The organism is Natronococcus jeotgali DSM 18795, from assembly GCF_000337695.1.
Taxonomy (GTDB): Archaea; Halobacteriota; Halobacteria; order Halobacteriales; family Natrialbaceae; genus Natronococcus; species Natronococcus jeotgali.
Window position 1 is genome coordinate 1 of the sequence record NZ_AOIA01000132.1, and the last position, 7,623, is coordinate 7,623.

Annotated in this window: 6 protein-coding genes; 3 read left to right on the forward strand and 3 right to left on the reverse strand. The window is 69.5% G+C overall.

The genetic code is table 11. The features are described 5' to 3' along the window. Positions 1-1,390, forward strand: a 1,390-nt coding sequence (locus C492_RS15505) for an MATE family efflux transporter (protein WP_008425312.1), incomplete at its 5' end; no start/stop codon positions are given. Positions 1,391-1,472: 82 nt separating this feature from the next. On the opposite strand, the gene C492_RS15510 is transcribed toward C492_RS15505, so the two are convergent. Next, positions 1,473-1,838, reverse strand: a complete 366-nt coding sequence (locus C492_RS15510; protein WP_008425313.1) for a universal stress protein — start codon at positions 1,836-1,838, stop codon at positions 1,473-1,475. Between the two features lie 398 nt (positions 1,839-2,236). On the opposite strand from C492_RS15510, the gene C492_RS15515 reads away from it, so the two are divergent. Both C492_RS15515 and C492_RS15520 read left to right on the forward strand, forming a co-directional pair. Then, positions 2,237-2,611, forward strand: a complete 375-nt coding sequence (locus C492_RS15515) for an SHOCT domain-containing protein (protein ID WP_008425314.1) — start codon at positions 2,237-2,239, stop codon at positions 2,609-2,611. Positions 2,612-2,755: 144 nt separating this feature from the next. Continuing rightward, a complete protein-coding gene (locus tag C492_RS15520; protein WP_049893126.1) occupies positions 2,756-3,892 on the forward strand; it encodes a tyrosine-type recombinase/integrase in 1,137 nt (378 codons plus the stop codon). 53 nt (positions 3,893-3,945) lie between these two features. Here C492_RS15520 and C492_RS15525 read toward each other — a convergent pair whose 3' ends face one another. Both C492_RS15525 and C492_RS15530 read right to left on the reverse strand, forming a co-directional pair. Beyond that, a complete protein-coding gene (locus C492_RS15525) occupies positions 3,946-5,802 on the reverse strand; it encodes a Na(+)/H(+) antiporter subunit D (protein WP_008425316.1) in 1,857 nt (618 codons plus the stop codon). Further along, positions 5,802-7,583 carry a proton-conducting transporter transmembrane domain-containing protein gene (locus C492_RS15530; RefSeq protein ID WP_008425317.1) on the reverse strand — a complete coding sequence of 594 codons (1,782 nt, stop codon included), beginning with the start codon at positions 7,581-7,583 and terminating at the stop codon, positions 5,802-5,804. The genes C492_RS15525 and C492_RS15530 overlap by 1 nt, the downstream gene beginning before the upstream one ends. Positions 7,584-7,623 lie beyond the last annotated feature (40 nt).

The following is a 7,623-nucleotide window of genomic DNA, read 5'->3' on the forward strand; positions in this document are numbered from 1 at the left end:
GGTTCTCACCGGGCTGGCGCGGATGTCGAAAAACGCCGTCGACGTCGCGATGGTCGGCGTCGCCGTCGGCTCGACGGCGATCGCCGGCGTCGGCTTCGCCGCCTCGTTCTGGGGGCTGGCGTTCGCCATCGGCGGCGGAGTCGCCGGCGGCACGATCGCGCTGGTCTCCCAGCGCTACGGCGCCGAGGCGTTCGACTCGCTGGGTCAGGCCGTTCGCTCGAGCGTCGTGTTGGTGTTGCTCCTGACGCTTCCCGTGACGGCGGTGTTCTGGACGTACCCGACCGAACTGATCTCGCTCATCGGGAACGATCCCGAGTCGATCTCCCATGGCGCGACCTACCTGCGGATCGTCGGCCTCGGCGTCCCCTTCGCGGGGCTGAACCTCATCGGGAGCCGAACCTTTGTCGGGATCGACGACGCCTGGACGCCGATGATCGTGCGAGCCGGCGGCGCCGTCGCGAACATCGGGCTCAACGCCGTGTTGATCTTCGGGCTCGGACTCGGCGCCGCCGGCGCCGCCCTGGGGACGGTACTCGCAAACGTCGTCGTCACCGCGACCTTCGCGGTCGGGCTCACCGCGGGGTGGCTTCCCGGCGTCGGGAGCTTCCCGTTCCGCGTCGATCCGTTCGGAACCTACCTCGACGCCGAGACGCTTCGAGATCTGACCTCGATCGGCCTCCCCGTCATGGGATCGAAGTCCGTCTGGACGGTCGCCGAGTTCCCCATGCTCGCGATCGTCGCCCTGTTCGGCCCGCAGGTCGTCGCCGCCTACGTCATCGCCCGGCGCATCTGGGGGCTGATGAACACGCCCGGCTGGGGCTTCGGCCTCGCGGCCTCGAGTCTCGTCGGCCGGGAGCTGGGCGACGGCCGCGAGGGGACCGCCGAGCGCTACGGTCGCGAGATCGTCCTGTTCGGGGTCGCGGTGTACGTCCTCGCCGCGGCGATCGTCTTCGTCTTCGCGGAGCCGATCGTCCTCGCCTTTACCGACGATCCGGCCGACCTCTCGGTTTCGACCGCCGTCGCCCTGATCTACGCGGCCTGTCTCGCGATCCTGCTCAAGGGGATCTCGACGGGCGCCGAGGGCGCGCTCAAGGCCAGCGGCGACACCCGGTGGCCCTTCTACGGACAGCTCGTCGGCATGTTCGGGCTCGCGATCCCGCTGGCCTACCTGGGCGCCGCGGGGCTGACGATCCCCGCCGTAACGATCCCGGTCCTGGGGGTGGCGACGCCCGCCGTCTCGATTCCCGAACTCGGGCTGGCGGGGCTGTACCTCGCCTTTATCGCCGAAACCGCCGCGCCCGCCGCGATCAACTACTACCGGTTCTCGACCGGGCGCTGGAAGGCGATCAGTCGCGGTTACCGCCCCGGCGCCGCGCCCAGCGACGACTGATACGGATCCCCGTCCCGATGTCCCGGTGCAATCGCCGCCCGGGTCGCGGTTGCGCCGGAACTGACCTCCAGTACCCTACGACTCACTCGAGATCGGGAACCGGAACGATCACCACGGGACGCGACGCCCGCTCGAGCACCGTCCGTGCCGTCGAGCCCGCCGCGTCCGAACCCGTCTCCCCGACGACGATCTCGTCGGCGTCGACGTCGGCGGCGGCCTCGCACAGCGCCGACGCGGGCTCACCCTCTCTGAGTTCGGTCTCGACGTCGTCGCCCGCGAGGCGAACGCCGGCGACGTTCAACGCCTCGGCCGCGTCGCGTCGAGCGACCCCGTCCCCGGGCGGCACTGCGGCGACGACGCGAACGTCATCGTCGCCTGCCCGGCGCTCGAGGTAGTCACAGATCGCCGCGGTCGTGTGTACGGAATCGGTACCGACCACCACTCGCATACCGTTTCTCTGCGGGGTCGATCAAAGAAGGTGCCGACCGTCTCCGAACGGTCCGCACGGGCGCCCCGAGACTGCGACACGGCACGTCTCGGAACGATCCGAGCCGCGGGTTCGGCGGACTCTCACCGTCGACTTCTCAGGTCGCGCTCGAGACGGGAGCCGTCGATGCCCCGCCCGCCGAACCGTCGAAACCCGCCCCGCGTCATGGGAATCGCTATAGCGATATAGAATACATTCGGGAGTTGCGACGGCGTTCGCCTCGGTCGAGGCGAGCACACCGCCTCGATCCCCGCCGCGAGCGTCGGACGAGGAACGCGTCGTCGCGGCCGTTTTCGGACGTCTCGAGCCGACGCCGTCCGGCCCCTACAGTTATTTCGACGACGGCCGTATCGCCGAGTATGAGCGGCGACCGCGGTGACGACGGCTACAGTCTCACGGAGATCTTCGCGATCAAGTTCGTGCTGGCCGACGTTATCATCGTCGCCGCCTTGCTTTTCGCCGGACCGCTCTACGCGGTCGCGATCACCGCCCTGCTCGTCGTCAGCGTCTTTCTCGTCTGGTATCTCACCGAGCGGGCCGGCGGCGCCGACGAATCCGAACCCACTCGGGAGTCGGTCGACCCCGTCACGGAACTGCAACGCCGCTACGCCGCGGGCGAACTCTCCGAGGCCGAGTTCGAGCGGAAACTCGAGCGGCTGCTCGACGCCGACGAGCGAGCCGAGCGGGCCGGCCTCGAGACCCGCGAGCTCTCCCTCGAGCGCGAGCGATCGTAGGAGGTCAGATTTAGGGTGGTCCGGCGGTAGTGTTTCGAACGAGATGGACGTCGGCGAGGACCGAAATCGAGTCGATCGATGGCGCGCTCGAGCCCGGCGTTCGCGACTCCGGCCGCCGGAACGCGGCGCGGAGGTGAGTCCCCCGTGACCGATATCGCGATCGCCGACGCGGTCGACGCCTACATCGAGCGGAAGGCGCTGGGCGATCCCGACGGCTCCGGGGCGGGAACGTACGCCGCCAACGCCGAGTCCGTCCTCCGGCGCTGGGCCGACTGGCTCGCCGCGGAGCACGACCTCCGTTCGCTTTCGGCCCTCGAAGACGCTCACATGCGATCCTACGCCGAGGTGCTCCGGGGACGGACCGACGGGGGCGCCTACGCGCCTTCGACGGCCCGAACCTACTACGCGGTCGTCCGCGCCTTCCTCTCGTGGTGCGTTCGGGGTGGCATTCTCGACTCGAACCCCGCAGCCGCTGACGCCGCCGCGGCCGCGTTGCCCGCGACGGTCGACGGCGACGCCGAAGCGGGCTGGAACGCCGACCGACGGCGCGCCCTCGAGGGGTACGTCCGCGAGCGGGCGATCGCCGCGACGAGCGAAGATCGCGACCGGGAGACTCGTCGGGACCGCCTGCGGGAGTACGCCCTGGTCGCCCTGCTGTTGTACTCGGACGTGCGGGGCAGCGAGCTGTTCCGGGTTCCCCGCGACGATCGGCGAACGGGCGCGGTCTGGGACGACGTCGACTTCTACACCGGGACGATCCGGGTCCTCGGTCGCTCCCAGCGCCTCGAGGAGGTGCCGCTGCCGGCGGCCGTTCGGACCCCGCTGCGTCGGTATCGGGTTGCGCTCGATCCCCCGTCGAACGACTGGCCGCTGTTCCCGACCCGCCACGCGCCCTCGATCGCCCGTCGGGTCCGGGAGGTTCTCGGCGGGCGAGGGTACGACGACGGCGAGATCGAGGCGCTGCTCTCGGAATCGACGGCGACCGAACTCGCCCGCGAGCGGTCGATCGCGCCCCCGGCGATCACGACCGAGGGCGCCCGCTCGCTGCTGCGGCGGCTCTGCGAGGACGCGGGCGTCGGCGACCCGTCGCCGACCCCCCGGGACGTTCGCGCGGAGCGCCCGATCGGCTCCCGCCGCGAGGCCTCGCCCTCGAGCCCGGCGCTTCGCGCGGCGGCGCTCGAGCGGGCGATCGCCGTTCCGCGGCGGGAACCGGTGATCGATCTCGACCTCGATCTCGAGGCTGCCGACCCGCGCGAGCGTCGGGAGAGCGAACGCGACTGAACGGGGCGACGACGTACCGACCGCCGCTTCGAAGCCGGGAACGTCGGCTCCGATCAGGAGAGCAGTAACCAGAGAACGACCGTCAGCGCGACCGTCAGCACGAGGACGGTCAGCCCGACGCTCGCCCGGAGGTGGATCGTCGACGGACGGCCGCCGTCGGCGGGACGGGGTTCCTCGACGTCGACCACCCAGTCGGGCAGTCGGCGGGCCGCCGCGTCGACCGCCAGGGCCGGATTGTTACCGATCCAGTAACAGCTCGTGACGACGTCGACGACGGCCCGATCGACCGCGGCGTAGAGTTCGGTGACCGCGAGCATCGACCACCGCCCGAGGGAGTACCCCCCCGGGAAGACGACCGTCGCCGGATCGGACAGATCGAGCTTCGAGAGGGGCTTGCGGACGATCACGAAGGTGACGGCCGCGACCCCCGTCAGGATCCCCGCGGTCTCGAGGTGGCTCGCGCTGTAGGGGTGCAGTTCGCTCTCGCCGCCGGGATAGGCGAACTCGAAGTGCCCGCCCGCGGCGTGGAGCGTCGGCGCGAGGTCGGCCAGCCCCTGCCACCAGACGCCGAACAGCAGACAGGCCGCGCCGAGTCCGAACATCGCGACGGTCTGGCCCGGCTTGGCGTCGGGGACCGAGATGTCGCTCTCGCCGTGGAAGAAGACGTAGTAGCCGAGCTTGATAAACGACAGCAGCGTCCCGATCGCGCCGAGCCACAGGAGGTAGTACAGCGCCTGGTACTCGGGGGTCCCGTAGTAGCCCGGGTTCGCCGCGTCGAACAGCATCCCCTTGCTGACGTAGCCGTTAAAGCCCGGGATCGCGGTGATCGAGAGCGCGCCGAGCCCGAAGGCGACGGCGGTCAGGGGCATCTCGCGCCAGAGCCCGCCCAGTTCGTAGAGGTCCTCTTTTCCGGTGCGGTAGATGACCACCCCGACGGCCATGAACAGCAGACTTTTGAACAGGATGTTGTTGAACAGATGCGTCATCGCGCCGGCGGTGGCGAGCTCCGAGGTCGCGGCGCCCGCGCCGATCCCGATCCCGGCGACGATATAGCCGAGCTGGGCCTGGATGTGGTAGGACAGCAGCGCCCGCATGTCGTGTTGCAGCAGGGCGAAGCCGGCGCCGTAGACGGCCATCACGCCGCCCATGTACGCGACGTAGATCGCGAGGTCGCTCTCGCCGCCGATCGGGAACGCCCGGTAGAGGACGAACGCGCTCGTCTTGGTCGTGTACACCGAGAGGAACACCGACGCCGCGATGTGGGGACGCGGGTAGGTGTCGGGCAACCAGGTGTGGACGCCGACGAACGCGACGTTGACACCCATTCCGAGCACCGCGAGCAGCGCCGGCACGCCGCCGGCGATGCCGGAGCCATCGTAGACGAACGTCCCGGTCTGGACGTAGTGGACCGCGACCGCCATCATCACGAGCACGCCGCCGGTACCGTGGAAGACGGCGTACCGAAAGCCCGCGCGGACCGCGTCGCCGCCGTAGTGCCAGACGACCAGCGTACTCGTCACCGCCATCAGCTCCCACATGAACAGCAGGACGAGCCAGTCGCCGGCGAAGGCAGCCCCGATCGACGAGGCGACGTACGCCAGCGCGAACGCGACGAGCGTCTCGCTGGCCTCGCTCGAGTAGGCATAGAGGACGCTACAGATCCCGAGAAAGCCCAGTCCGATCCCGATCATGCGGGAGAAGTCGTCGACGAGGAACGGGACGACCTCGAAGCCGAGGAAGGTCCCGCCGAGGTGCTCGCCGCCGGGCGCGAGAAGCGAGATCGCCAGCACGGCCGCGAGACTGGCCGCGCCGACGGCGAATCCGGCGATCCGCGGCAGGACGAGCACGAGCAGCGCCGCCGCGAGGACGATCAGCGGCGGGTAGGCCGCCGTCAACAGGTCTATCTCCATCACTCGTTCACCCCCGTCAGGAGCTCGTCGAAGGGCACGTCGGAGAGCTCCTCGAAGGGCATCCCGAAGACGCCCTCGACGATCCGCATGGCCAGCTCGAGGAAGACCGCTCGGTCGGGGACGATCCCGAGGACGACCGCGCCCGTCGCGATGACGGCGATGGGCGCGAGCATGAGCCACGTGCTCTCGGAAAACGGCGAGCGACGCGGCCAGGCCTCGGCGGACGGACCGCCGGTGAGGTGGTCGTCGTGGTCGCCGTGGTGGTCGACGCTGCTAACCCGCTCTCCCTCGAACCGTTCGGGGACGTCGGCGTCGCTGGGGTAGCGGTCGACGGCGTACTCGTAGTCCTCGTCGTCCGCCTCGAAGGGGTGATCCTCGTCGTCGCTCGGCTCGCCGCCGTCGGCGGCGATGTCCTCCTCGTCGGCGTACGACCGGAACAGGCCGCCCCGCGGGAATTCCAGCACCGGTTTGGCGTCGTGGCGGTCCTCGCTCTCGAAGAAGGCGGTGTAGACGACGGGCCAGAGGTAGACGATGTTCAGCACCGCCGAGAGCAACAGCGCACCGGCGAACAGCCAGTAGCTGCCGGCGACGTCGCCGGCGCCGATCAGCATGTAGAACTTGCTGACGAAGCCGGCCAGCGGCGGCAACCCGGCCATTCCGGCCGCGCCGACGGCGAAGGCGGACATCGTCAGCGGCATCCGCTTGCCGATGCCGGCCATCTCGCTGATGTAGTCGGTGTGGGTCTCGACGTGGATCGCGCCCGCACAGAAAAACAGCGTGAGCTTCGCGAACGCGTGAGCAGGAATGTGAAACAGCGCCCCGACGACGGCGTAGGGGTGAAGCATCGACAGCCCGAGCACGATATAAGAGAGCTGGGCCGTCGTCGAGTAGGCGAGCCGGCGCTTGAGGTGGTCCTTGCGCATCGCGATGATGCTGGCTGCCGTCAGCGTGAACGCGGCCATGATCGCGACCGGAACGTTCAACCCGACCGCGCCGATCCCTGGCACCTCGAGGGGGAGATCGGAGATCAACCCGGGACCGAAGACCTCGAGGATGACCCTCGCCACCCCGAACGCGCCGGACTTGACGACCGCGACGGCGTGGAGCAGCCCCGAGACGGGCGTCGGCGCGACCATCGCGTCGGCCAGCCAGGAGTGAAGCGGCATCACGGCGGCCTTGACGCCGAAGCCGGCGATCAGCAGGTAGAAGGCGGCCTGGGCGATCCCGGGCTCGGCCTGGGCGGCCTCCGCGAGCGCCGCGATTCCGCCGGCCTCGAAGGCGACCGTCGCCTCCCCGACGCCCTGGGTGAGCCAGTACACCAGCACCGTTCCGGCGAGCAGGAGGACGCCGCCGCCGAAGAAGGTGTAGGTGACGTACTTTCGGCCGGCGACGCGGGCCTCCTCGTCCTCGTTGTGGGCAACCAGCGGGTAGGTGACGAGGCTCAACAGCTCGTAAAAGACGAAGATCGTCACCAGGTTCCCCGCGAAGGCGATGCCGACCGCCGTCGAGAGGCTGGCCGCGAACGAGGCGAAAAAGCGCGTCTGGGCGTGCTCGTCGAGCCCGCGCATGTACCCCGTCGCGTAGAAGGCGGTGAAGATCCACAGGAAGCTGGCCAGCAACGCGAACAGCATCCCGAGCGGGTCGGCCCGCAACACGAAGTCGAGTCCGGCCAGAAAGTCGACCCCGAGCGAATCCCGCAGACTCCACTCGTAGACGGTACCGCCCATCACGCCGGGGAGCATGCTGGCGACGATACCGAACTTCGTCAGGGCGGCCAGCACCGACCCTGTCTCTTATACACATCTCTGATGGCGCGAGGGA